The 25,112-nt window shown below is 63.8% G+C and carries 21 protein-coding genes; 3 read left to right on the top strand and 18 right to left on the bottom strand.

Translation table 11 applies throughout. The annotated features are described in order from the left end of the window. Positions 1-54 precede the first annotated feature (54 nt). The 15 genes from J4E63_RS17860 to J4E63_RS17790 all read right to left on the bottom strand — a co-directional run bounded on the left by J4E63_RS17860 (position 55) and on the right by J4E63_RS17790 (position 17,189). Positions 55-336 (bottom strand): hypothetical protein, encoded by a 282-nt coding sequence (locus J4E63_RS17860; RefSeq protein ID WP_259333934.1) that lies wholly within the window; start codon positions 334-336, stop codon positions 55-57. A 96-nt stretch (positions 337-432) separates the two neighbouring features. Beyond that, positions 433-2,544: a PAS domain-containing sensor histidine kinase gene (locus J4E63_RS17855; protein ID WP_207282825.1), complete on the bottom strand. Its 2,112-nt coding sequence runs from the start codon at positions 2,542-2,544 to the stop codon at positions 433-435. Positions 2,545-2,820: 276 nt separating this feature from the next. Beyond that, the gene (locus tag J4E63_RS17850; protein ID WP_207282824.1) at positions 2,821-5,919 is read right to left on the bottom strand and encodes an error-prone DNA polymerase; all 3,099 of its coding nucleotides are present in this window, start codon (positions 5,917-5,919) and stop codon (positions 2,821-2,823) included. After that, positions 5,895-7,316 carry a DNA polymerase Y family protein gene (locus tag J4E63_RS17845; RefSeq protein ID WP_207282823.1) on the bottom strand — a complete coding sequence of 474 codons (1,422 nt, stop codon included), beginning with the start codon at positions 7,314-7,316 and terminating at the stop codon, positions 5,895-5,897. The genes J4E63_RS17850 and J4E63_RS17845 overlap by 25 nt, the downstream gene beginning before the upstream one ends. A 7-nt stretch (positions 7,317-7,323) precedes the next feature. Beyond that, positions 7,324-7,956, bottom strand: coding sequence for a translesion DNA synthesis-associated protein ImuA (gene imuA / locus J4E63_RS17840; protein WP_207282822.1), 633 nt, complete (start codon positions 7,954-7,956; stop codon positions 7,324-7,326). Continuing rightward, positions 7,956-8,573, bottom strand: coding sequence for a transcriptional repressor LexA (gene lexA, locus J4E63_RS17835; protein ID WP_207282821.1), 618 nt, complete (start codon positions 8,571-8,573; stop codon positions 7,956-7,958). Before lexA ends, imuA begins: the two co-directional genes overlap by 1 nt. A gap of 105 nt (positions 8,574-8,678) precedes the next feature. Continuing rightward, positions 8,679-8,960, bottom strand: a complete 282-nt coding sequence (locus J4E63_RS17830) for a DUF971 domain-containing protein (RefSeq protein ID WP_207282820.1) — start codon at positions 8,958-8,960, stop codon at positions 8,679-8,681. Next, positions 8,957-9,919 (bottom strand): HEAT repeat domain-containing protein, encoded by a 963-nt coding sequence (locus tag J4E63_RS17825; RefSeq protein WP_207282819.1) that lies wholly within the window; start codon positions 9,917-9,919, stop codon positions 8,957-8,959. The genes J4E63_RS17830 and J4E63_RS17825 overlap by 4 nt, the downstream gene beginning before the upstream one ends. After that, positions 9,916-10,764, bottom strand: coding sequence for an ABC transporter ATP-binding protein (locus tag J4E63_RS17820; protein ID WP_207282818.1), 849 nt, complete (start codon positions 10,762-10,764; stop codon positions 9,916-9,918). The genes J4E63_RS17825 and J4E63_RS17820 overlap by 4 nt, the downstream gene beginning before the upstream one ends. After that, on the bottom strand, positions 10,764-11,546 hold the full coding sequence (locus J4E63_RS17815; RefSeq protein ID WP_207282817.1) for an ABC transporter permease subunit: 783 nt from the start codon (positions 11,544-11,546) through the stop codon (positions 10,764-10,766). Before J4E63_RS17815 ends, J4E63_RS17820 begins: the two co-directional genes overlap by 1 nt. Before the next feature lie 128 nt (positions 11,547-11,674). Continuing rightward, positions 11,675-13,081: an ABC transporter substrate-binding protein gene (locus tag J4E63_RS17810; protein WP_207282816.1), complete on the bottom strand. Its 1,407-nt coding sequence runs from the start codon at positions 13,079-13,081 to the stop codon at positions 11,675-11,677. Between the two features lie 234 nt (positions 13,082-13,315). Beyond that, entirely contained in the window at positions 13,316-13,561 is a 246-nt protein-coding gene (locus J4E63_RS17805; RefSeq protein WP_003180418.1) for a ferredoxin family protein, read from the bottom strand. A 24-nt stretch (positions 13,562-13,585) separates the two neighbouring features. Continuing rightward, on the bottom strand, positions 13,586-15,316 hold the full coding sequence (locus J4E63_RS17800) for a fumarate reductase/succinate dehydrogenase flavoprotein subunit (RefSeq protein WP_207282815.1): 1,731 nt from the start codon (positions 15,314-15,316) through the stop codon (positions 13,586-13,588). Then, entirely contained in the window at positions 15,309-16,067 is a 759-nt protein-coding gene (locus J4E63_RS17795; RefSeq protein ID WP_207282814.1) for a GntR family transcriptional regulator, read from the bottom strand. Before J4E63_RS17795 ends, J4E63_RS17800 begins: the two co-directional genes overlap by 8 nt. A gap of 84 nt (positions 16,068-16,151) precedes the next feature. Next, positions 16,152-17,189 carry an AraC family transcriptional regulator gene (locus J4E63_RS17790; protein WP_207282813.1) on the bottom strand — a complete coding sequence of 346 codons (1,038 nt, stop codon included), beginning with the start codon at positions 17,187-17,189 and terminating at the stop codon, positions 16,152-16,154. Between the two features lie 206 nt (positions 17,190-17,395). Between J4E63_RS17790 and J4E63_RS17785 the strand changes: the two genes are divergently transcribed. Then, the gene (locus tag J4E63_RS17785) at positions 17,396-18,340 is read left to right on the top strand and encodes a transporter (protein WP_060741494.1); all 945 of its coding nucleotides are present in this window, start codon (positions 17,396-17,398) and stop codon (positions 18,338-18,340) included. A 182-nt stretch (positions 18,341-18,522) separates the two neighbouring features. On the opposite strand, the gene J4E63_RS17780 is transcribed toward J4E63_RS17785, so the two are convergent. The 3 genes from J4E63_RS17780 to J4E63_RS17770 form a co-directional block, all read right to left on the bottom strand. Beyond that, the gene (locus J4E63_RS17780; protein ID WP_207283227.1) at positions 18,523-19,821 is read right to left on the bottom strand and encodes a D-arabinono-1,4-lactone oxidase; all 1,299 of its coding nucleotides are present in this window, start codon (positions 19,819-19,821) and stop codon (positions 18,523-18,525) included. Between the two features lie 115 nt (positions 19,822-19,936). Continuing rightward, positions 19,937-20,308: a cytochrome c5 family protein gene (locus J4E63_RS17775; protein ID WP_207282812.1), complete on the bottom strand. Its 372-nt coding sequence runs from the start codon at positions 20,306-20,308 to the stop codon at positions 19,937-19,939. A 296-nt stretch (positions 20,309-20,604) separates the two neighbouring features. Then, positions 20,605-21,489, bottom strand: a complete 885-nt coding sequence (locus J4E63_RS17770; protein WP_207282811.1) for a LysR family transcriptional regulator — start codon at positions 21,487-21,489, stop codon at positions 20,605-20,607. A gap of 130 nt (positions 21,490-21,619) precedes the next feature. Here J4E63_RS17770 and J4E63_RS17765 point away from each other — a divergent pair, with 130 nt between their 5' ends. Both J4E63_RS17765 and J4E63_RS17760 read left to right on the top strand, forming a co-directional pair. After that, the gene (locus tag J4E63_RS17765; protein WP_207282810.1) at positions 21,620-23,263 is read left to right on the top strand and encodes a GMC family oxidoreductase; all 1,644 of its coding nucleotides are present in this window, start codon (positions 21,620-21,622) and stop codon (positions 23,261-23,263) included. Positions 23,264-23,467: 204 nt separating this feature from the next. Next, positions 23,468-25,090: an MFS transporter gene (locus tag J4E63_RS17760; protein ID WP_060741490.1), complete on the top strand. Its 1,623-nt coding sequence runs from the start codon at positions 23,468-23,470 to the stop codon at positions 25,088-25,090. The last annotated feature ends 22 nt before the right edge of the window (positions 25,091-25,112 follow it).

Raw genomic sequence — 25,112 nt, 5'->3', positions numbered from 1 at the left:
GAGATTGTGGGTGTTCATGCGTTTTGCATTCACCACCATGATGCGGTGATGTGTCTAGCCACCATCGGTGTCGATGTCAGCATCCGTGTCGTCACCGGATTTCGGCCGGTCCGGGTCAGGCTTGAAGCCGGGGCTGAAGGTGTTGTCGTTGTCCTGATGATGCTGCTTCTGGTCGACCTCAGTGGCGGCGCTGTCAGCCTGGTCCGCCCCGGCAGGACTGACGGGCTCGGCACTCGAAGGCTTGCTCGGGACCTGGGGATCGATGGCCGGATCGTTACGCGGGGATGGCGTCTGTGCCTGGCCTTGTTGCTGAGTGTTTGCGGGATCGTCGTTCATGGGCACCTCGTTCATGACAGGGCCGGATGGATGACCGGTCTTGAACATTCGAAGGTGACGCGACGGCTTCGGTTCCATTTGTTTAAAACGCCGCGATCAACCGCCCAGCACGCTCCTCACCATCCGGGCCAGTGCGTCCGGACCGTAGGGTTTGCTCAACAAATGGGTATCGGGGCTCAATTGATGGTTGCGGGAGATGATGTCCCGGGTGTGCCCCGAGGTGAACAGCACGGGGACCGGCGGGGTCTGCACCTTGGCCCAGGCGGCCAGGTCGGAACTCTTGATCAGGCCGGGCATGACTACGTCAGTGAAGATCAGGTCCACCGGGGTGCCATCCAGCAGCAGCTTCATCGCCTCATCGCCGTTGGCGGCCGTGAGGGTCTTGTAGCCGGACTGTTCCAGCAGTTCCACCGACGCGCTGCGCACCTGGGCGTTGTCCTCCACCACCAGGATCGTCTCTTGCCGGCCGGAATGAAGCGCATCATGTTGCTCGGTTTCCCCTGCTTCGGGCGCGAGGCTTCGAGGGAAATACATCCGCACCCGCGTGCCTTCGCCCAGGTCACTGGCGATCTCGATATGGCCGCCACTCTGCTTGACGAACCCGAACACCATGCTCAATCCAAGCCCGGTGCCCTGGCCATCGGTCTTGGTGGTGAAAAACGGTTCGAACACCTGCTTCAGGACGTCGGGCGGCATGCCGGCACCGCAATCGATCACCGACAGCCGGACATAGTCGCCGGCCGCAATCCCCTTGCCGGCGCAAAACGCCTCATCGAGCACGATGTTCTCGCCGATCAGATGGATGGTGCCCTCGCCCCGCATGGCATCACGCGCATTGATCGCCAGGTTCAACAGGGCATTTTCCAGCTGATTGCGATCGACATGGATGCGCCAGGGTTCCTGGGGCAGGCTCACTTCAATCAGGATGGTTTCGCCCAAGGCCCGTTGCAGCAGTTCACCCATGCCCTCGTAGATGCGCCGAGGGTTGTAGACCGCCGGTGACAATGGCTGGCGCCGGGCAAAAGCCAGCAGTTGCGATGACAACTTTGCGCCCCGCTCCACGGCTTCGATGGAGGCACTGACCCGCCGTTGCACATTGGCGTTGTCCCGTTCGTGGCGGGCCAGCAAGTGCAGGTTGCCGGCGATCACTTGCAGCAAGTTGTTGAAGTCATGGGCCACGCCACCGGTGAGGCCGCCAATGGCCTCGAGCTTCTGCGACTGGCGCAACTGCTCTTCCGCTGCCAGCCGCGCCTGCACCTCGTTGGCGACACGCTGCTCCAGGTCGCGGGTGAATTTGAGCAGCGAAGCTTCGGCCGTCTTGCGCTCGTCGATATCAATCAGCACTCCCGGAAACCGCAGGGGCCGGCCTGTCCTGTCGAACTCGCAGCGACCGCTGGCCAGTACCCACCGGTAGTCACCGCCCAGGCGGCGGACCCGATACTCGGCGCTGTAGGGCGTGCCTGTGCGCACGGTCAGTTCGACCCGCTGGTTGACCTCTTCAAGGTCGTCCGGGTGGATGCCCTGGCGGGCAATCTCGATGGGCAGTGCGTCCAGCGGACAGTCGGGTGGGTAGTTGAAGGTACGGGCAAAACGCTCATCGCCCGACAGCGTGTCGGCCTGGATGTCCCAGACGAACGACCCCAGCAAGGGCCCGGCCGAGAGCGCCAGCTGGATGCGTTCATTGACCGCGCGGTAACTGCGTTCGGCCTCTTGCCGGGCGCGCTCGGTCAATACGTGCTCCGTGGTTTCCACCACAATCGCCAGCACGCCCCCCGGGGACTGGTCATCATCGGGCACCGGGCTGTAGTAGAGGTCCATCCACACGTCTTCAGGCTTGCCATCGCGCAGCAGGACCAGCTCTTTGCTGCGGTAGGACAAGGTACCGCCGGCCAGACAGACGTCCAGCACATGGCGATTGAATTCGGCAACCTCCGGCCACCCCAACTCCACCGCGCACCCCAGCAAGTAGGGATGCCGGCCGCCGGCGAACTCGGCATAGGCATCGTTGTAAATCATGAAGCCCTGGCGGCCCCACAACATCACCATCGGCAGGGGCGAAGCCAGCAACAATTGGACAGCGCTGCGCAAGCTGGCGGACCAGTGCTCGATGGCGCCCAACTCGGTTCGGCTCCAATCGAACGCCTGGATACGCCCGGCCATCTCACCACCCCACCCAGGGCAGCCGTGATTCTGGGATAGAAACTCCATGGTCGACTCTGAACCTCAAAATGCCTGCAGGGAATCAACAGACACAAATCCCTTGCGATCAGAGCTTCGAGCGCCAGGTTGGCGTTTGGTTTCATGGTGATCGGTTTGCGCACAATCCTGTGGCGAGGGAGCTTGCTCCCGCTCGGCGGCGCAGCCGTCGTAAACCGGCTGACGCGGTGTGCCTGATGGATTGCGTAAACCATTTTTTGGTGGGGCTGCTACGCAGCCCAGCGGGAGCAAGCTCCCTCGCCACAAAAACGGCGGTGTTGCTGGGGCTCAGCGGAAATCGCGGCTCTGCACTTGGATACCCGCCAGCAATTCAGTCAGGTCGCTCAAGCGCCCGGCGATCAAGTGGCGGACCTCGCCGACGCTTTCCCAGCGGCCGTCGACCCTGAGCAATTGCGAGCCCACCAGGGTCTTGCGTTGGCGCTCGGCCAGGTCGCGCCAGACCACCACGTTGAGGTTGCCGAACTCATCTTCCAGGGTGACGAAGGTCACGCCGCTGGCCGTGCCCGGGCGTTGGCGGCCGGTGACCAGCCCGGCGACGCTGACATTGCGGCCATGCTCCACGTCCTGCAATTCCCGGGAGCTGCGGCAGCGCCGGGCGCGCAGTTCGGGACGCAACAAGGCCAGCGGATGAGGGCCCAGTGTCGTGCCCAGCGTGGCGTAATCGGCAAACAGGTTTTCCCCCAGTGTGGGTGCGGGCAGCGCCACGGGCGGTTCTTCCTGGCTGGGCAAACCGGCGAACAAGCCCAGTTGCTTCTGCACTCCGGCCACTTCCCAGCGGGCCCGATGGCGATCCCCGGCCAAGCCCTGCAAGGCCCCCGCGTCGGCCAGTTGCGCCAGGGCCCGGGCATCGAGTTGCGCGCGCTCGCCCAAGTCGGCCACGTCGCTGAAAGGCCGATGCCGGCGCGCCGCTTCGACACGCAGGGCATCCTCTTCGCGAAAGCCCTTGACCAGGCGCAGCCCCAGGCGGATCGCCGGTTGCCGGCCGTCCATGGGCTCGAGGCTGCAATCCCAATCGCTGGCGCGCGCGTCCACCGGGTGGATCGACAGTTGATGCCGGCGGGCATCCTGGAGGATCTGGTCCGGGCTGTAGAAGCCCATCGGCCAGCTGTTGATCAGGGCACAGGCGAACGCCGCCGGTTCGTGGCATTTGAGCCAACTGCTGGCGTAGGTCAGCAAGGCGAAACTGGCGGCGTGGGACTCGGGGAAACCGTAATTGCCGAAGCCTTTGATCTGTTCAAAGATTTGCGCGGCGAATTCAGCGGTGTAGCCGTTTTTCTTCATCCCTTGCGCCAGGCGTTCCCGATGGGGCTCCAACCCGCCGTGACGTTTCCAGGCAGCCATGGAACGCCGCAACTGGTCGGCTTCTCCCGGGGTGTAATCGGCCGCGACGATGGCGATCTGCATGACCTGTTCCTGAAACAAGGGAACACCCAGGGTGCGGTTGAGCACTCCTTTCAACGCGTCAGAGGGATAAGTCACCGCCTCTTCGTTGTTTCTGCGCCGCAGGTACGGGTGCACCATCCCACCCTGGATCGGCCCGGGCCGCACGATCGCCACTTCGATGACCAAGTCGTAGAACGTCTTGGGTCTCAGCCGAGGCAACATTGACATCTGCGCCCGGGACTCGATCTGGAAGACACCGATGGTGTCGGCGCGACTGATCATTTCATAGGTAGCCCGATCGTCCTGGGGCAGCGACGCCAGAGCATAACGCTGCCCCCGGTACTGCTCGATCAAGTCGAAACAGCGCCGGATCGCGCTGAGCATGCCCAAGGCCAGGATGTCCACCTTGAGCAGCCCGACCGCGTCCAGGTCGTCCTTGTCCCACTGGATGATGGTGCGCTCGGCCATGGCGGCGTTTTCCACCGGCACCAGGGTGTCCAGGGGCTGTTCGGAAATCACGAAACCGCCGGGGTGCTGGGATAAGTGCCGGGGAAAACCGATCAATTGCCGGGTCAGGCTCAGGACCCGACGCAACACCGGGCTGTCCGGATCGAAGCCGCCTTCACGCAAGCGCTCCAACGGCGGCGCCTCGTCGCTCCAGCGCCCACAGCAATCGGCCAGGGCGTTGACCTGATCCGGCGGCAAACCCAAGGCCTTGGCCACATCGCGTACCGCCCCGGCGCCGTGGTAACTGCTGACCACTGCCGTCAAGGCCGCACGATGCCGACCGTAGCGCTGGAACACGTATTGCAGCACTTCCTCGCGACGGTCGTGTTCGAAGTCGACGTCGATGTCCGGCGGCTCGTTGCGCTCCCGGGACAGGAAACGTTCGAACAACAGGCTGGTGAGGCTGGGGTCGATTTCGGTGATGCCCAAGGCGTAGCACACCGCCGAGTTGGCCGCCGAACCGCGCCCCTGGCAAAGGATATGACGGCTGCGGGCAAAGCTGACGATGTCCTGCACGGTGAGGAAATAGCTGTCATAGCTCAACTCGGCGATCAGGCTCAGCTCCTTGTCGATCTGCACCCGTACCTTGTCTGTCACGCCGTCCTTCCACCGCTCGCGCATGCCGCGCTCGGTCAGTTCCCGCAGCCAGGACGCCGGATCATGCCCCTCGGGCACCAGCTCGCGGGGGTATTGATAGCGCAGTTGGCCGAGGTCGAAGGTGCAGCGTCGGGCGATGTTCAGGGTTTCATCGAGCAAGGCCTGCGGGTAGAGATCGGCCAGATCCTCGCGGCTGCGCAGGTGGCGCTCGCCGTTGGGGTGCAAGCGCTGGCCGGCCTCGGCCACCGTGACGTGGTGACGGATGGCGGTCATGGTGTCCTGCAAGGCGCGACGGCCGCGCGCGTGCATGTGCACATCGCCGCTGGCCACGGCAGGAAGGTTCAAGCGCTCCGCCAACGCCAGCACATCCGCCAGCCGACGCCGGTCGTCCTGCCCGCAATGCAACTGGACCGTCAGCCACAGGCTCCCGGCAAAGATCGGCTGGAGCCAACGCCCATGTTCCTCGGCGTCTTTGCCCTCGGCTATCCACAACGCCAGCAGCCCCGGCAAGGGTTGGTCGAAGTCCTCTCGCACGATGCGGTAGTGGCCCTTCTCGCTGCGACGCCGGGCGCGGGTGATCAACCGGCACAAGGTTTGATAACCGTCCAGGTTTTCCACCAGCAACACCAGTTTCGGACCGTTCTCGACCTGGATCTCGCTGCCGACGATCAGTGGCAGCGCCAACTCCCTGGCCGCCTGCCAGGCCCGGACGATCCCGGCCAGGCTGCATTCGTCGGTGATCGCCAGGGCCTGGTAGCCCTGCTGTTTGGCGCGACGGCACAACTCCAGGGCACTGGAGGCGCCGCGCTGGAAGCTGAAGTTCGACAGGCAATGCAGCTCGGCATACTCAACGCTCATGCGAACCAGCCCTGCAGCCACAGCGGCCCGCCCTCGCCCACCGGTCGATAGGCCCAGCCACGTTGTCCGCTGCGGGTTTCGATCAGGTAATAGTCGCGGCGCACATCCGCGCCATCCCACCAACCGGTCTCGATGCGCTCGGGGCCCATGAGGATGTGCGCCTGACCTTGCGGCAATGCCTGGGGCTCCTCCAGCAGCCAGCCAGGACGCTGCACGCCGTCGCGCACCGGACAAGCCTGGGATCGGGGTTGGGACGTCATCTGCCAGGCGCACTCAGGCCGATGGTCGTCGCGAAACCCCAGGCCCTGCACAGCGTCATCCCCCAGCCGGGCGCGCAAGCGTTCGCGCAGTTGCTCCCAGGGCAATGATTGTTGGGGGCGTTCGTCGAACAGCTCCAGGCGCTGGGGCACGAAACTCGGCAAGTCTTCGGCACACAAGCGAAAGCCCCGCACCGGAGCCTCGACCTGCACCTGCTCCAAGCGACCGCGGGCCAGTTCGAAGAGCATCGCCGGGGCCCGTTCGGCACTGAGCAGGCCGACCTTGATCACGGTATCCGGCAACCCGGCGTGCTCCAGATGCAAGTCGAAGCGCTGCACGCCGCTGTCGCGTCCGCAGAGGAAGGCCGACAGGTCACCGGTCAGGCGGCGCAACGGGAACAACAGCGCCTGATGGGATTGCACGTCATAGTTGAGCTCGATGCGCACATCGAAACGGTCCGGTGGCAGGTAGAACGACAGCGCCAGGGTGCGATGGCCCGTCAACGCGTCGAGGTGCTTGAGCACCTGGGCCTCGAAGCGCCGTGCCAGGGTCTGCCGGGGCAAGGCCTGGACCTGGCTCAGGCGACGCAGGCCCATGCGCGACAGCGCCGTGGCGACGTCGGGTTCCAGGCCGATTCGCTCCACGGGCATGTGTCCCAGGTACTGTTGCAAGGTCTCGGTATCGGGCACCACCAAGGCGTCATAGGCATTGGCCAACACCCGTGCCGCCACTGGGTTCGGAGCGGCGACGATGCGATGACGAAAGCCCAGCTCGGTCAGCTCGGCTCGCAAGCGCGTCTCGAACACCGGCCAGGGTCCGAACAGGCCCAGGCTCGACTCGATCTCGAACAGCAGCGTACGCGGATAATGCACGCTGACCTGGGCGCTGAAACGGTAGGCCCAGGCTGCCAGGAACTGCTGCCAATGTTCGATCTGCGCCGCGTCGTATTCCGCGGTGGCAAAGCCTTTGCTCAAGGCCTGGGCGGCGGTCATGGTCTGGCCGGGCCGCAAGCCCAGGGCCCGTGCTGGCGCGTTCACCGCTTGCAGCACTCGACGCTGGGCCGGGCCAGTCAGCAATGCCAGGGGCTGGTCGGGATCGGGGCGCTGACGCAGCGCGGCGTCCAGCGCCAATTGCGGGAAGAGAATACAGACCCAGCGCATCGCAACCTCAATGCCCGGTTTGTGGGGCGAGCGTGGCAAAGGCAATCGGTGCCGAACGGGCCAGCCCGCCCCGGCACTTGAGCACGCGCAACTGCGCAGGCCGGGTATCGATGGCAATGCGCAGCGCCGCCGGCGACGGGTTGATGGCTTCCTGGATCGAGCGCCAGGCGAACGCCAGGGCCTGCCCGGTTTCCGCCGCCACTTGCAAGCGCCGCAAGGCCCGGTCGTCCGCCTGGCGGGGCCAACACAGCACCGCGCCACAACTGCCCGAACGCAGGCATTGTTCGGTGGCCCACAGGGCATCGCGCTCATCGGCGCGAATCACCGACAACTGGCGCAGGTCGATGCCGGCGTTCTGCCAGGCCTGGGGATAAGGCACGAATGGCGGCGCCACCAGCACGATCCGCTGCCCCGCTGCCGACAGCCGCGCCAGGGTCGGCCACACCAATTGCAACTCACCCACGCCCGGCGCGGCGATGAGCAGCTCCGTCAATGCCGCCTCCGGCCAGCCGCCACTGGGCAACGCCGCATCCAGTGCTGCATGGCCAGTGGGTTGCGGACTGGCGGCCGGCGGCGCAGGCCGGCCCTTCCAGACCTGGCCGCCGTTGAACAGCGTGTCCAGCGCAACGACAGCGCCCATCAACCTTGCCTCACCAAGCCACAGAACACCCCTTCTATCGCCAGGTCCTGGTCGGCCTCGACGATGATCGGCTGGTAGGCCGGGTTGCGCGGCAGCAAACGCACCCGCTCGCCGATGCGCTCGAAGCGCTTGATAGTGACTTCACCGTCCAGGCGCGCCACGACGATCTGGCCGTTGGAAGCCTGGGGGGTGCGCTGCACACCCACCAGGTCACCGTCGAGAATGCCGTCCTCGATCATCGAATCGCCCTGGACCCGCAGCAGGTAATCCGGTGCCTTGGTGAAAATCGCCGGGTCCAGCATCAGGCGGCTGTGAACCTCGGCATCGGCGCCGATCGGCACGCCAGCCGCCACCCGCCCCAGCACCGGCACGTCCAGCAGTTCAGGCCGTGGCGGCTGGTTCAACAGCCGGATGCCCCGGGCCTGGTGCGGATTGACTTCGATGAAACCGGCCTCGGTCAACGCCAGCACATGCTTGCGCGCCACGCTACGGGAGGCGAAACCGAACGCCTCGCTGATTTCAGCGAGGCTGGGAGGCTGACCCTGAGCGGCGATGCGTTCGCGGATGAACGTCAGGATGGCGGTGCGGCGAGGAGTGAGAGTCTTCATGGAGTACATTTGTACTCTTTCGGGATTTTTCTGACAAGCGCCGCCAGTCAGTTCACAGCTTGTCTGTACCGCCTTCATCGCGAGCAAGCTCGCTCCCACAGGGGGCCGAGGTGATCAGGTAGCCTCAAGCCCCGCCAGGTAGGCCCACGGGTAAATACCCCGCTCATGTCCATCACTGAAGACCAGTTGCACCCCGTAGCCCTGTGGGTTGACTGCCACCACCCGGATCCGCGGATCGACCTGGACGGTCAGCCCTTGCAGGCGCAGCGCCCGGCACCGCGAGCATGGGCAGTGCTGGCGCAGGGTGGCATGGTCCAGGCGTTGTTCCCGACCGTCGGGCCAGTCCAGGCGCAATTGACCTTTGCCTTGGGAGTTGCCCAGCGCCAGCGGGCTCATTGCAGTTGACCCAAGGCAATGCGTACGGCCTTGCGCACTTCGGGGTCGCCATCGTCCTGGGCCGCCTGCAACGCCGGGATTGCACCTGGTTCGTTCAACTCTCCCAAGGCCAGGGCCGCTTCCTTGCGCAAGTTGCTGATGCGATGGCCCAGGGTTTCGATCAAAGCCGCCAACGCCGGGGCGTAACGCAAGCGACCGAGGCTGCGAGTGGCCCGCAAGCGCACTTGCCAATAATCGTCGCCCAAGGCCTCGACCAGGGCCGGACCGGCATCGGCGTGACCGACCTTGCCCAAGGTGGTGGCGGCTTCTTCGCGCACCGCCCAGGCCGGATCCCGGAGGGCCTGGCGCAGCGCCGGCAAGACTTGCGCGTCCGAAGCCAGGCCAAGGGCGCCGGTGGCCGCGCGGCGCACCTCCGTATCCGGATCATCACTGGCCAACCGGGCCAAGGCCGGCAAGGCGTCGAGGTGCTTGAGCCAGCCCAGCACGCCAACCGCCTCGCGGCGCACGCTGGCGTCGCCGTCAGCCAGGGCAACGATGGCCGCCGGTGCCGCCTCGAGCAGACGCAACTCGCGCAAGGCCCTGAACGCCGCGACGCGCACACCGGCCTCGGCATGGGCCGTCCAGGGCAAGATCACCCTTCCCGCCGCCTCGCTCTTGAGCAGGCTCAGGCTCTGGGCAGCAGCGGCCTGCACACTTGGCGACGGATCGGTCAGGGCCTCGCACAAGGCCGTCACCACCGGCGCGTCCTCCCAGGCTTCAAGCAATCGCGCGGCTTCGGCTCGCACGTCGGCACTGGGATCTTCAGCCAGACGGTCCACCAGCCACAGCAGGCCTTCAGGCTCCTCAAGGTCGGCCAGTTCGATCAGGGCGATGCGACGCACGCCCGGATCCTCGTCAGTCAGGCGTGGTTGCAGGGCAAGGATGTCGTCGTTGTCGGTGTTTTCGAATAGAGAGGTCATAGGGCAAATCGCGGCAAGGAGGTTTCAGGGGGAAGCCCGAGGGGGTTGAGGCGCGGCAACTGCCGACCGTCTTCATGGCGCAGCAGGTCGAGGCAGTGGCGCTTCAAGCGGGAGAATTCAGGGCGGGTGACCAGTTCGGTCGTGCGTGGCCGTGGGAAGTCCAGGCGCAGGTCCTCGATGATCCGCCCCGGACGCGGGCTCATCACCAGCAAGCGATCGGCCAGGAACAGCGCCTCATCGATGTCGTGGGTGACGAACACCACGGTGGTGCGAATGCGGGTCCAGATGTCCAGCAGCAGCTCCTGCATATTCAACCGGGTCAGGGCATCGAGCGCGCCGAAGGGTTCGTCCATCAGCAGCAGCCGTGGACGGTTGACCAGCACCCGGGCGATCTCCACCCGTTGCTGCATGCCCCCAGAAAGCTGATCCGGCCAGTGCCCGGCGAAGCCTTCCAGGCCCACCAGCGCAAGGATTTCATCAGCGGCCCGGTGCCGTTCGGCCTTGCCCAGGCCACGCATCTTCAGGCCGAAGGCGACGTTGTCGCGCACGCTGCGCCAGGGAAACAGCGTGTGTTGCTGGAACACCATGCCGCGTTGGGGCGACGGGCCGGAAACGTTCAAGCCGTCGACATTCAAGCTGCCGGAGCGCGGTTGCAGATGCCCGGCCAAGGCCCCGAGCAAGGTGGACTTGCCGCAGCCGGACGGCCCGAGGACACAGACGAACTGGCCCGCCTCGATCTGGCAATCGAGCCCCTGGACCGCTTCGAAGGCCTGGGGCCCCTGGCCAAGGACAATGGACAACTGACGGATATCGATCCGTCCTTCGGGTGTTTGCATCACGCTCATCAGGCTTTTCCTCGTGGCCGATGCCAAGGCGTGAACAGCCCGCCCAGGCGTTTGATCAACAGGCTGCTGCCCATGCCCAACACACCGATCAGCAACATGCCGACGACGATGTCGGCGTAGTTCTGCACGGTGTAGGAGGCCCAGGTGTAGTAGCCGATGCCGTACTGGCCGGCGATCATTTCCGCCGTCACCAGGCAGAACCAGGACGTGCCCATGCCGATAGCCAGGCCGGTGATGATGCTCGGCGCGGCGCCCGGCAGAATCACCTCCAACAGGATCGCCCGGCGTCCGGCCCCGAGGCTTTTCGCCGAGGCGATCAAACGCCGGTCCACGCCTTCGACGCCGTGTACGGTGTTGAGCAGGATCGGGAACAGCGCGCCGGTGAAGGTGATGAACACCATCGACAGTTCCGACGAGGGAAACATCAGGATCGCCAGGGGAATCCAGGCCACCGCCGGGATCGGCCGCAGCACTTCCAGGGGCGGCAGCAACAGGTCTTCGGCCCATTTCGAACGACCGATGGCCAGGCCCAGCGCCACGCCAATCAACAGCGCCGCGCCATAACCGGCAAAGACCCGGCCCAGACTGCTGCCCAGGTGCCGGCCGAGGTTGCCCGACTCTCCCAGGCCCAGCGCCGCCTGGATAACTGCCAGTGGCGTCGGGACGTTGGCGAAGGTCACCAGGCCGAGGTTCCAGTGGCCGGTTGCAGCGAGTTGCCAGAACAACAGGCAGAGCAGCAGTGAAGCGGCTCGCAGGAGCCAGCGTTTGGATAATGGGGACACGAATTTATCCTCTGATGTGTACCCCTGTGGGAGCGAGCTTGCTCGCGATAGCGGCGTGTCAGTCACATCCATTCAACTGGTCTGACGCTATCGCGAGCAAGCTCGCTCCCACAGGTCATTGGCCGAAATCAGCGGGCGGCAACGGCCTGGGTGGTGGCCTCGCTGAAGTCGAAGACTTTTCCGCCCTGGGCCGTGGCAAATTGCTGGGCCTGGCCCTTGAGCAGGAACGCACTGAGCTGGCCCTTGGCATCACTGGCGAACCACGCCTGTTCGGCCAGCAGCTTGATTCCGCTGTCGCTGGCCTGGGCATAGACGGCGCGGATGCCCTTGCCTTCCTGCTTGAGGCTCGCCAGCGCGGCGAAGGCCGATTGGGCCGAGGCGTAATGGCGCACTTTCGGCTCGCCGCGCACCCAGATCTCGGCCACGTGGCGGGCGTCGGCGATTGCCTGGCCGGTCGACGCATCGCTGCTGCCCAGCGGGGTCTGGGCGTAGTTAGCCAGTTGCGCGGTGTAGTCCAGGTTCGACGCCTTGAAGGCGGCGCGGATGTACTGGTCATCGATGAAGGTATTGAGGTCCAGGCCGCGATCAGCCTTTTTCAGCAGCTTGAGGGTGTCGATGGCGGTGCCGACGGCCTGGCGGTATTCCGGTTTCCAGGTCAGGTCGCGGGTCTGCACCCCCAGTGGCCCGTGAAACAGGTAATTGACCTCGGCATCCACCCCGGTGACCTTGGCGATCAGCTCGCTGTACTTCTCCGGCTCGGCGGCCAGCAGTTGATTGGCCTCGATGGTGGCGCGCAGGTAGGCGACGACGATTTCCGGGTACTGCTTGGCATAGGCCTGGTCCACCAGCGCGCCGTGGAACGTCGGTGTGTTGGCCTGGGCGCCGTCGTAGATCTTGCGGGCGAAACCCCGGCTGGGGAACAGTTCGGCGAACGGCACGAAGTCGGCGTGGGCGTCGATCTTGCCGGCTTGCAGCGCCGAGCCGGCGACTTCCGGCGGCTGGGCAATGATGTTCACATCCTTGAGCGGATCCCAGCCCTGGGCCGCCACGGCGCGCAACAACATGCCGTGGGCGGTGGAGGCGAACGGCACGGAAATGGTCTTGCCCTTGAGCTCGGCCAGGGACTGCACGCCCGACGCACTGGGCACCACGATGCCGTTGCCGCTGCCCTGGGTGCTGCCCGACAGCACGCTGATAAACAGGCTGTGCTTACCGGCGGTTTCGAACGCCACGCCGTTGAACGCACCGGGGAAATCGGCCATGGCGCCGAAGTCGAGTTTGCCGGCGACCATCTCGTTGGTCAGCGGCGCGCCGCTGGTGAAGTTCTTCCACTGGATATCGTATTGGGCGTCCTTGTAGGCGCCGTCATGGGGCAGGTATTTATCCAGCAGGCCCAGCTCCCGGATCAACAACCCGCCGGCGGCGCAGTTGATGGTGGTGTCCTGGGTGCCGATGGCGATACGGATGGTTTCTGCCTGGGCAGGCAGGGTCAATGAAGCCAGTACCAGACTGGCGAGTGCTGCACGCAATAGCATGGGTGTGTCCCCTCGAATCATTTATTGGATGTTCGTCTCCGCCGCGATCAGGGCGCGGTGGGAAACGAGGGGTGTTCTGAATGTGCGTCCGGGGTGGCCGGATGGCTTTTGTGGTGTTTGGGTGGGCCTCATCGCGAGCAAGCTCGCTCCCACAGGTTTATCGGTGTGCATAAGATCTGCGACTGGCTTCGATCCACTGTGGGAGCGAGCTTGCTCGCGATGACGTCCTGTCAGTCAGCGCAACAGATACGGAATTTCCACCTTCACCGCCCCCGTCGGGCAGTCCTTTTCACACGGCATGCAGTACCAGCATTCGTCGAACGCCATGTAGGCCTTCTGGGTCGCCGGGTTGATTGCCAGCAGGTCCATGGGGCAGACATCGACGCAAACCGTGCAGCCCTTGTGAGCGATGCATTTGTCCTCGTCCACGGTGACGGGGGCATTGGAGCGGAAAAAGATTTCCTGGGGTTGATAGGCCATGGGCGTTCTCTCTGGGTGGACGGTTCACGCCGCGTCGGCACCGACCCGCAGCCGGTCGTAGGCCTGCAGTTCGTCGGCATCGAGGGCGATGACGTAGGGTTCGACGGCTTTCTTGAATGAAGTCATCGCGCCGTCATCGCCCTTCTTCAAATGGCAATGGCAGAACCAGTCGCTGTCGTTGCGTTGTGGATGATCGACCCGATAGTGGTACAGGCCCCAACGGCTTTCGGCGCGAAACAGCGAGGCTCGGGCGGCCATTTCGGCGCAGTCGCGGATCACGCTGACTTCCATGGCGCGCATCAGCTCATGAGGGTTGTGGGCCTTGAGCTGGTCCAGGTCGCGCTGGATATCGCTGAAGCGTTGCAGGCCGATCTGCATTTTCTTGGTGACTTTCGGCGGTTGCAGGTAATCGTTGACGAAGCGGCGCAGCTTGTATTCCACCTGGGCCGGCGGCAGGCCGTGCTCGCGGTCCAGCGGCGCGTAGACACGTGCCCTCTCCCGTTCGATCTGCCCGGCATCCAGCGCCGAGAAATCCTTCCCGGCGACGAAATCCGCGGCGTTGTTGCCGGCAAACCAGCCGTAGGTGAACGCACCGAGCATGTAGTTGTGCGGCACTGCCGCCATGTCGCCGGCCGAGTACAGGCCCTTGACCGAGGTCTCGGCCCGCTCGTTGACCCACACGCCCGACGCCGAATGGCCGCTGCAAAAACCGATTTCGGAAATGTGCATCTCCACCATCTGCGTGCGGTAGTCGGTGCCGCGGTTGGCATGGAACTGACCGCGACTCGGCCGTTCGTTGCTGTGCAGGATCTCTTCGATGTTCTGGATGGTTTCCTCGGCCAGATGATCGAGCTTGAGGAACACCGGGCCATTGCCACCTTCGAGTTCCTGATGGAACTCCCACATCATCTGCCCGCTCCAGTAGTCGCACTCGATGAAGCGCTCGCCCTTGTTGTTGGCGGTGTAGCCGCCCAGGGGCCCGGTGACATAGGCGCACGCCGGGCCGTTGTAGTCCTTGATCAACGGGTTGATCTGGAAGCACTCCAGGTTCGCCAATTCGGCACCGGCGTGATAGGCCATGGCATAGCCGTCGCCGGCATTGGTCGGGTTTTCATACGTGCCCATCAGGTAGCCGGAAGCCGGCAAGCCCAGGCGCCCCGCCGCGCCGCAGCAGAGAATCACGGCCTTGGCCTTGATCACATGGAAGTCGGCGGTGCGGCAATCGAAGCCCATCACACCGTTCACCGCGCCCGCGTCATCGGTCAGTAAGCGGGTGCAGACCAGCCGATTGGTGATGCTCACTCGCGCCCGTTTCAGTTGGCGATAAAGCACCTTCTTGATGTCGTGCCCTTCCGGCATCGGCAACACATAGGCGCCCATGTGATGGACCTTTTTCACCGCATAGTCGCCGGTTTCATCCTTCTCGAACTTCACGCCCCAGCGATCCAGTTGCTCGATCGTTTCGAAACTGTGGGTGGCATAGGCGTACACCGCCGCCTGGTTGACGATGCCGTCGTTGGCGATGGTGATTTCCTTGGTGTACTGCTCGGGCGTGGAATGACCGGGGATGATGGCGTTGTTCAAGCCGTCCATGCCCATGCTGATGGCACCGCTGCGCTTGACGTTGGCCTTGTCCACCAGCAACACGCGCAAGTCACGGTTGCGTTCCTTGGCCTTGATCGCCGCCATGGGCCCGGCCGTGCCACCGCCGATGACGACAATGTCGTATTCCTGTTCCAGGGTGCTTCTAGTCATGGAGCTGCGTCCCTTTGTGCCGGTCGATCCGCAAGCGGTACTGGAAGGCATCGCCACGGTAATAGAGGTGTTCGAAGTCCAGGGGCTGGCCGCTGGCGTCATGGGTCAGGCGCTCGATGCGCATGATGGGCGAGCCTGGTTCGACCTCCAGCGCCTGGGTCAGGTCGCTGTCGGCCAGCACCGCATCGATGGCCAGGTCGGCATGGCCCAAGGTCAAGGCGCAGTCGTTTTCCAGGATCAGGAAAATGTCGCGGGTGACCAGGTCGGCCTTTTCCAACCGTTCACCCAGGGCCTTGGGCAGGTAGGTGATCTCCAGGGAAACCGGCTCGCGGTTGATCAAGCGCACCCGCTTGATCTGCACCACCGTGTCCCCTTCCGTCAACTTCAGGCGCTCGGCCACCTGTTTGTCGGCCGCGATGAACTTGAAACTGAGCAAGCGGTTGATCACCTCGAAACCGCGCCCGGTCATGGACTCGGCCAGGCCCTGGAGAGTGCTGACGTTCTGGAAGGTCTTGGGCTTGGCCACGAACGTGCCTTTGCCGTGGATCTTGAAAATCAGGCCTTCCTTTTGCAGATCGCCCAAGGCCTGGCGCACGGTGATGCGGCTGACGCGAAACAACGCGCCGAGCTCGCTTTCCGAGGGCATCTGCCCGCCCTGGGGGTATTCACCGTCGAGAATCCGCGCACGCAGCACATCTCGCAGTTGCGTGTGCAGCGGTACGCTGTTGAGGGAAAGAACGTTGTCGGACATGGCCTCTATCACTTGTCATAACGAGTTATGACGTGATCTTAGGGAAACCCGCCAAGACTTGAGAAATACCGTTTGGACATAACCTTAGAGCTGGGCGCCTTCGCTGCGAAAGGCACTGGGGCTCATGCCGGTCCAGCGCCGGAACGCCCGACGGAAACTGCGCACATCGCTGTAGCCGACTTCTTCGGTGATGCGCTCGATGGACAATTCGGGGTTGGCCAGCAGGTTCAGGGTGCGGCTGCGGCGCACTTGTTCGAGCAAGGTCTCGAAGGTCAGGCTGTGTTCGGTCAAGCGCCGACGCAAGGTGCGGCTGCTCATGTTGAGATCGCTGGCGATTTTCTCGATGTGACTGCCACGACTCAGATCCCGGGCAATGGCTCGTTCCACGGTCTGGATCAGGTCGATTTTCTGGTGGACCTCGCAGGCCTCCTGCTCCAGCAAGGCCAATGCCTGGCGCAGGGCCAGCGGGTGATGATTGGGCAGGCGCATATCCAGCCAGCGCACATCGATCAACATACGATTGTGCCGGCAACCGAAGCGCACATCCGGTCCCAATATCCGCTGATATTCCTGGGCATAGGACGGCGCGGCGTGCATGAACTCCACGGCCAGGGGCTTGAAATCGGGACCGGCCAGCGCCCGACCATAGACCATCAGGCTGGCGAAGAACTCTTCCACGGCAAACACCTGGATCTCGGCGAAAGGTAGGCGGCAAGTGACCTCGACCCTGATTCGGTCAGTGGCTTCTTCGACACGGGTTACCGCGATGCCGCCGGTGGTGTGCTGGTAACGAACCCCCAAGGCGAAGGCATCGCGCAGGGTTTCGCACAACGACAAGACGTGACCCAGCAGGCCGAGGGTGCCAAGCACGTTGCGATCACCCACCCACAGCCCCAGGCCCTGGTCGGGCAACAGCTTGAGCGAACGTTGAATCATGATCACGGCCTGGCGGTAGGAAATGCGCTGGGCCGGATCTTGCAGATCATCGAGGTCGAACCCCAGGCCGCGACACAGGCTGGCGGCATCGAAGCCCTTGTCCGCCACCACCTCGGCCAGGGTTTGCAGCAGAAATGGCGATACCAGCGCCAATTCATAGGTGGGATCAATGACTTTCATCTGCATGGGGCGGATTCCGGAGCACGTTAGGTGGCGTTTTTGTAACCGGTTATTTCATAAAGTTAGCATGAGCCGCTGGATAGAGGGGCCTGAAAATCTGGCCGCCCAAGTCCCCTGTATGGCCGCCAATACCCTGCCCTGTCGGCGGCGAAGGGCTTATTTGTATGACTCGGACCTCCGGTGCATTTCCAACAATAATAATGAGCCCCCTCATGAACCCGACCCGCACGACATTCGCCTTGCAACTGACCCTCGGCCTGGCCTGCGGCGGTGCCCTGCCCGCCCTGGCGACCGAATCGGGGGTGGACAACATCGGCCCTGGCACCGACGGTTTTTTTGTGTTGCCGCTGGAGGTCGACAGCCTTCCGGACCACATGGTCGCGTTCAACCTCTACTACAACCATTACAAGGCCCGGAAATTCAACATCAGTTCATTGGGCGGCGAACTGCCGGATGTCGAAATCGAATCCACGGCAGTGGTCCCGCGCATCGATTACCTGAGCCCGTTGCGGGTGGCCGGTGGGCGCGCGGGGATCTACATCGCCCAGCCCTGGATCAAGCAGGAAGTTTCGGTGTTCGGCCTGCATGACACCCGCGAGGGCATGGGCGACACGACCATTTCGCCCATCGTGCTCTGGGACATGGGCAAAAACCTGACCCTGGCCGCGGCGGTGGAAATCACCGTACCGACCGGCGAATACAGCACCGATCGACTGGCCAACACCAGCAACAATTTCTACACCTACAAGCCGCTGTTTTCCTTCACCTGGTTGCCCACGGAAGACACCGAGGTGTCGATGAAAAGCACCTATAGCTTCAACCGCAAGAACAAGGACACCGACTACCGTTCGGGGCAGATTTTCCACTTCGATTACTCCGTCAGCTACCGCGTGACCGACAACTTGAGGCTGGGGCTCAACGGCTACTACCTCAAGCAGACCACTGACGACAAACAGTATGGCCGCACCGTGCAATTCGCCGGGCAAGACGTGGACGATGGCGTACGCGGCCAGGTCTTTGCCATTGGCCCGGCGTTGCACCTGACCTTCCTCAAATACGCCAGCGCCGAGATCCGTTGGGCCAAGGAATTCGACGTGGAGAATCGTCCGGAAGGGGAAATGCTCTGGGCCAAGATCAGTATTCCGTTTGCGTTTTGACCGAGTCGCTGCTTCGCGAGCAGGCTCGCTCCCACAGGAGATGTGCAGGGAAATACTGATCCTTATGCCCCCCCAAAACAATTGTGGGAGCGAGCTTGCTCGCGATAGCAATGAATCAGTTTGCATGAATGTCGACTGATGCACCGCCATCGCGAGCAAGCTCGCTCCCACAGGTTCTTGCTTCAGCTCAAACCCAGAATCGATGAAAGATGCCCATTGAGGAACTTGCCGCCAGGGTCCAATGCCTGGCGCACCTGGGTGAATTCAGTCCAGCGCGGGTACAGCGCCTGGAGGGCCTTGGCGTTCAGGGAGTGCAATTTCCCCCAGTGGGGACGGCCCTGGTACTTCCAGAAGATCGGCTCGATGGCGGCGAAGAAATTGTGATGGTCCATCTGGTAATGCTGGTGCACGGAGATCGAGCAACTGTCCCGGCCTTCGAACATGCTCAAGGCAATGTCGTCGGCTTTCACGTAGCGGTATTCGATGGGAAACCAGGTGCGCAGGTCCTTGTCGCGGATCAGTGCAAGGATCTCCCGCAGGCACGCCGGGCCGTGTTCGGCCGGCACTGAGTACTCCATCTCGTTGAAGCGCACGGTGCGGGCATTGGCGTAGATGTCATGGGAATCACCGACGCGGTCATCGAAATCGGCCACCAGCCGCAGGCTGTTGAGCAACGCTCGCCGGATCGCCGGAAAATCGCTCCCGTACTTGTCGAGGTTTTCGATCAGGGAAACGAACTCATTGCCGCCCTCCTCCTCGGGGCTGATCGGCGGCGTGGCCGGATCCGTGGTCTCGTTCAGGGTGATCGACAGCGCATAGTCGGAATGGGTAACGACTTGCATTTCCCAGTGCTGGTTGTCCCGGGTGTTGGCGTCCACGTCCTCGAGCAACTCCTCGGTTTTCGCCACCCACTGGCGCTCGCGCAAGCGATAGGCAGCGCGGTTCTGCAGGCGCACGCGGGTCACCAGCCCCAGCGCGCCAAGGGACACCCGGCCAGCCTTGAACACTTCGGTATGGCGTTGGGCATCGCAATCGAGGACCTCGCCGCTGGCCGTGACCAGTTGCAGGCCGACGACCTGGGACGCGTACGAGCCAAAGGCCTTGCCGGTGCCGTGGGTCGAGGTGGCGATGGCACCGGCCAGGGTCTGGTAATCCACGTCGGCCATGTTCGGCAGTGCCTGGCCGATGGCCTTGAGCGCCGGGCCCATGCGCGACATGGGCGTGCCGCCGCCGAACGCAGCTTGCAGGCTGGCCTCGTCGTGATCCAGCAGGCCACTGAAAAAACTCAGCGACAACAAGGTGCCATCGGTGGGCACCAGAGCGCTGAAGGAATGACCGGAACCCACCGGACGAATCCGTCCTTCGGCGCGGCGCACCACCTGCACCAGCTCATCGAGGTCCTTGGGGGCCAGGCGCGCCGCCGGCAGGCAACTCTGCGCACCGGACCAGTTGCGCCACGGGATCAACCGCGGCGCACGCATCAGCTCGGCCAGGGCGCCCTGGCTGCCCAGTGCCGTAAAGGCGGCGACAACGCCGGCCTGTTGCAGCAACCGACGCCGTGAGTAATCCATCGTCATGCCGTAGTACCCGTGTTCATTATTGGAAGTGTTGACCGGACATGAAGGCAATCAGGGCCAGGAACTGCTCTTCGGAACAGTGCATGCACAGGCCCATCGGCGGCATGCCGTTGTAGCCGTTGATCGCGTGGTCCAGCAGGGTGTCGGCGCCCTGGGCAACCCGCGGGGCCCAGGCGTTCGTATCGCCGGTCAACGGTGCCCCGGCACCGGGGTTGGCGTGGCAGAGCTTGCAGCTGCTGTCGTAGACCTGGGCCAGTGCCGCATCGCTGGGCATGGTCGTGAATACCGTGGGCGCGGGCGGCTTGGCCTCTTCGCCACACGCGGCAAGCAACGCGCCGAACGACACGACGGCAGCGGTTCGAAGCAGGAAGGAAGGCGTGATTGCCGACATAAGGCCCCTCTTGGCGGCGCAATGGTTGCGCCTTTCTTGTGGTGGGTCTGGCAGTTCCCACACTAAGGCACGCCACCGCATCGGCTTGAGGTCATTGGGGGCCATAAAAGGGGGCTTGGGCGGCCAGCACTTGCACAGCCCACTGTGGCGAGGGAGCTTGCTCCCGCTGGGGTGCGAAGCAGCCCTGACCCATTCATTGCGGTGGGTCAGGGACATTGCGAACTGGGGTTTTGGGGCTGCTGCGCAGCCCAACGGGAGCAAGCTCCCTCGCCACGGTGATGTCGCCGGATTTGGAGTCAGGGCAACAGCAGGGCCTGCTCGCGCTCGCACAACTGCACCACGTAATCCCACAACACCCGCAGGCGTACGGACTTGTGCAGTTCGCGACGGGTGCTGATCCAATAGCTGCGGCGGATGGTTTCGTCCGGCAGCAACGGCACCAGCGTCGGGTCACCGCTGGCCATGTAGCACGGCAACACGGCGATCCCCAGGCCCGAGCGCGCGGCCTGTTGCTGGGCGATGACGCTGGTACTGTGGAACACCACCCGGGGGTTGCGGCAAAAGCTGTTGAGGAACATCAGTTCCTGGCTGAACAAAAGGTCATCGACATAACCGATCCAGGCGTGGCGAGCCAGGTCCTCGCGGCTGCGCAACGCTGGCGAGCGGTCCAGGTAGGCCTGGCTGGCGTACAGCGCCAGGCTGTAGTCGGTGAGTTTGCGGGTCACCAGCAGGTCGGCCGCCGGGCGCTCGAGGTGGATGCTGATTTCCGCCTCACGGTTGAGGATGCTGACAAAGCGCGGCACCGCCACCAGTTCCACCTCCAGCCCCGGATAGCGCTGGAACAACCCATCCATGCGACTGGCGAGGAACATGATGCCCAGCCCTTCGGTCACCCCCAGGCGGATCTTGCCCAGGGGCGCACTGGACTGGGTGATGTCCTCCTGGGCCAGCAACGCCACGTTTTCCATGGCTTCGGCGTGCTTGAGCAACGTCTCGCCCGCCGGGGTCAGTTCATAGCCCTGGGCATGCTGGACGAACAATGCGGTGCCCAGGCTTTTCTCGATGGCCTCGATATGCCGGGCCACCGTAGCGTGGGTGGTGTTCAGGCGCCGTGCAGCCGTCAACAAGCGCCCGCTGCGTTGCAGTTCCAGGAAATAGCGCAGGTCATTCCAGTCGAACATGAAGCGATCCTTGAGCACGCCTGAAGGCATGACTGTTTATAAACGCACAGCCACTGCGCAAAAACTAACATTCTTTTGACGAAAACTAACAACTAGGATGAGTCCCACAACAACAAGAATGAGGTCGCGAATGCAACCTGTCGTCGATGAATACGATTACGTGATCGTGGGCGCCGGCCCTGCCGGGTGCTTGCTGGCCAATCGGCTTTCGGCCAACCCGCAACACCGGGTGCTGCTGCTCGAAGCCGGCGGGCGCGACAACTATCCGTGGATTCACATCCCGGTCGGCTATCTGTTCTGCATCGGCAACCCACGCACCGACTGGTGCTTCAAGACCGAAGCACAACCGGGCCTGCAAGGGCGGGCCCTGAGCTACCCGCGCGGCAAGGTCCTGGGCGGTTGCTCCTCCATCAACGGCATGATCTACATGCGCGGCCAGGCCACGGACTACGATGGCTGGGCTGCCGAGGGCAATCCCGGCTGGGCCTGGGAAGACGTGCTGCCGCTGTTCCGCCAGAGCGAAAACCACTTTGCCGGCGCCTCCGAATTTCACGGCGCCGGCGGCGAATGGCGGGTCGAACGCCAGCGCCTGTCCTGGCCGATTCTCGATGCCTTCCGCAGTGCCGCCGAGCAGAGCGGCATCCCCAACGTCGACGACTTCAACGGCGGCGACAATGAAGGCTGTGGCTACTTCCAGGTCAACCAGAAAGCCGGGGTGCGCTGGAACGCGGCCAAGGCGTTTCTCAAGCCGGTTCGCCAGCGCGCCAACCTCACGGTGTTGACCGACGTCGAGGTCGACCGCGTGTTGCTGCGTGACGAGCGCGCCCACGCCGTCAGCGCGCGCTGGCAAGGCAAGGGCATGACCTTCAAGGCCCGCAAGGAAATCGTCCTGTGCGCCGGGGCCGTGGGGTCGCCGGGGATCCTGCAACGTTCCGGGATCGGCCCGCGCAGCCTGCTGCAACGCCTGGGCATCGGCGTGACCCATGAACTGCCCGGTGTCGGCGGCAACTTGCAGGACCACCTGCAACTGCGGCTGATCTACCAGTTGGAAAACGCCCGCACCCTGAACCAGATCGCCGGCACCCTGTGGGGCAAGATGGGCATGGGCCTGCGCTATCTGTACGACCGCAGCGGCCCGCTGTCCATGGCCCCCAGCCAACTCGGCGCATTCGCCCGCTCGGGCCCGGAACAAACCTCGGCCAACCTCGAATACCACGTGCAGCCGCTGTCCCTGGAACGCTTCGGCGAACCGCTGCACAGCTTCCCGGCGTTCACCGCGTCGGTCTGCGACCTGCGCCCGCAAAGCCGTGGCCGGGTGGACATTCGTTCGGCCGACCCGCACGAAGCGCCGCTGATCCAGCCCAACTACCTGAGCCACCCCGAGGACCTGCGGGTCGCCGCCGACGCCATCCGCCTGACCCGCCGCATCGTCGCGGCCCCGGCCCTGAGCGCGTTCAAACCGGTGGAATACCTGCCGGGCCCCAGCCTGCAAACCGAAGAGCAACTGCACCAGGCCGCCGCCCGGATCGGCACGACGATTTTCCACCCGGTCGGTACTTGCCGCATGGGCCAGGATCGCGACGCGGTGGTGGATGCGCAACTGCGCGTCCACGGCATCAAGGGCCTGCGCATCGCCGATGCCTCGATCATGCCGCGCATCACCTCGGGCAACACCTGCTCGCCGACGCTGATGATTGCCGAGAAGGCGGCGCAAATGATGCTCAACCCCGCGACGAGGAGCACCGACGTCGAAAAAACACCTGCTACGGTCTGAAGAACAACAGAAACACCTGTGGGAGCGAGCTTGCTCGCGATGACGGCGGCACATTCAACTTGTGGGTGACAGACAGGCAGCTATCGCGAGCAAGCTCGCTCCCACAAGGGGGTGAGTCGATTCAAGGAAAGTGTGTCAAATCAGGAGACGCCACCCCGGCGTCGCAGTGGAACAACAAAAACAATCACTGTGAGGGATACCGCTATGTCCGAGCATGTTCAGCCCCTGGAAGCCACGCGCAGCGCCGGCACCAGCCAGGAAACCCAGAAAGTCATCTTCGCCTCGTCCCTGGGGACGGTGTTCGAGTGGTACGACTTTTTCCTCTATGGCGCCCTAGCGGCGGTGATCAGCAAGCAGTTCTTCGCCGGGGTCAACGACACCACCGCGTTCATCTTCGCCCTGATGGCCTTCGCCGCCGGTTTCATCGTGCGGCCGTTCGGGGCACTGGTGTTCGGTCGGTTGGGGGACATGATCGGGCGCAAGTACACGTTCCTGGCCACCATCATCCTCATGGGCCTGGCGACGTTCTGCGTCGGCCTGCTGCCCAACTACGCCAGCATCGGCATCGCCGCGCCGATCATCCTGGTGGTGTTGCGCATGCTCCAGGGTTTGGCCCTGGGTGGTGAGTACGGCGGCGCGGCGACCTATGTCGCCGAGCATGCGCCGATGGGCAAGCGCGGTTTCCATACCAGTTGGATTCAGTCCACCGCCACGTTGGGGCTGTTGCTCTCGCTGCTGGTGGTGCTGGGCTGCCGCTACTTCACTGGCGATCAGTTCGAAGTCTGGGGCTGGCGCATTCCGTTCCTGCTGTCGATCCTGCTGCTGGGCATCTCCACCTGGATTCGCCTGAGCCTGCACGAGTCGCCGGCCTTCCTGAAAATGAAAGAAGAAGGCAAGTGCTGCAAGGCGCCGATCCGCGAATCCTTCGGCAAATGGGAAAATCTGAAGGTGGTGCTGATCGCCCTGTTCAGCATCAATGCCGGGCAAGCGGTGACCTTCTACGCCGCGCAGTTCTACGTGCTGTTTTTCCTCACCCAGTTCCTGAAGATGGACCCGGCCCTGGCCAACAGCCTGCTGATTGTCAGCGTGGTGATTGGTGCGCCGTTCTTCATCTTTTTCGGCTGGCTGTCGGACAAGGTCGGGCGCAAACCGGTGCTGATGATCGGCCTGCTGCTGGCGACTGCCCTGTACTTTCCGATCTTCAAGACCCTGGCCCACTACGCCAACCCGGCCATCGACCAGGCCAGCCGCCAGGCGCCGATCACCGTGGTCGCCGACCCGGCCACCTGTACCTTCCAGTTCGACCCGGTGGGCAAGGCGCGTTTCGACAGCCCGTGCGACAAGGTCAAGACCTTCCTGGTCAAGCAAGGCCTGCCCTACAGCAGCGTCGCGGCCCCGGCCGGCAGCGCGGTGCAGGTCAGCGTCGGTGACGTGAAACTCGAAGGTTACGACGAAGCCGCCCTGCGCGGCGCAGTGACCCTGGCCGGCTACCCGCAGCAGGCCGATGCCCAGCAGATCAACCGGCCGATGATCGTGGCCTTGATCGTCGCGCTGATCATCATCTCGGCGATGTGCTACGGACCGCTGGCGGCGTTGATGGTCGAACTGTTCCCGACCCGGATCCGCTACACCTCCATGTCCCTGCCCTACCACATCGGCAACGGCTGGTTCGGCGGTTTCCTGCCCACCGTGTCGTTTGCCCTGGTGGTCTATACCGGGGATATTTTCTACGGGCTGTGGTACCCGGTGGTGATCACCGGGGTGAGCCTGGTGGTGGGCATGATCTGCCTGCGGGAAACCCGCAACGTGGACCTGGATACCAACTGAGGGCAAAACCGTGGCGAGGGCA

Source organism: Pseudomonas sp. FW300-N2F2 (genome assembly GCF_017351655.1).
Lineage (GTDB): Bacteria > Pseudomonadota > Gammaproteobacteria > Pseudomonadales > Pseudomonadaceae > Aquipseudomonas > Aquipseudomonas fluorescens_AA.
This window is presented reverse-complemented; position numbering and strand designations above follow the sequence as displayed.